Source organism: Empedobacter sp. UBA2044, from assembly GCF_002333005.1.
Classification (GTDB): Bacteria; Bacteroidota; Bacteroidia; order Flavobacteriales; family Weeksellaceae; genus Empedobacter; species Empedobacter falsenii_B.
This window is the reverse complement of sequence record NZ_DDBA01000047.1, coordinates 18,026-18,240: the sequence shown is the minus strand read 5'-3', so window position 1 is coordinate 18,240 and position 215 is coordinate 18,026.

Here is a 215-nt window from a genome sequence, read left to right as displayed (position 1 = left end):
AAAAAGTAGAACGAATCAAAGATAATGATAGCAATATCAAAAATTAAAAAGATTAAATACTAAGATTGATTTAATCGTCATAGAGAAGGTTAGTTAATCTTATTTGGATTAATAATGTAATACCAAAGATTGTGTGAAGGCTTTAAGCTTAATGCATAGAGCTTCTAATAATGTCAAGATATAATAGGAACTAAACCTATACAAAAATATTAGGG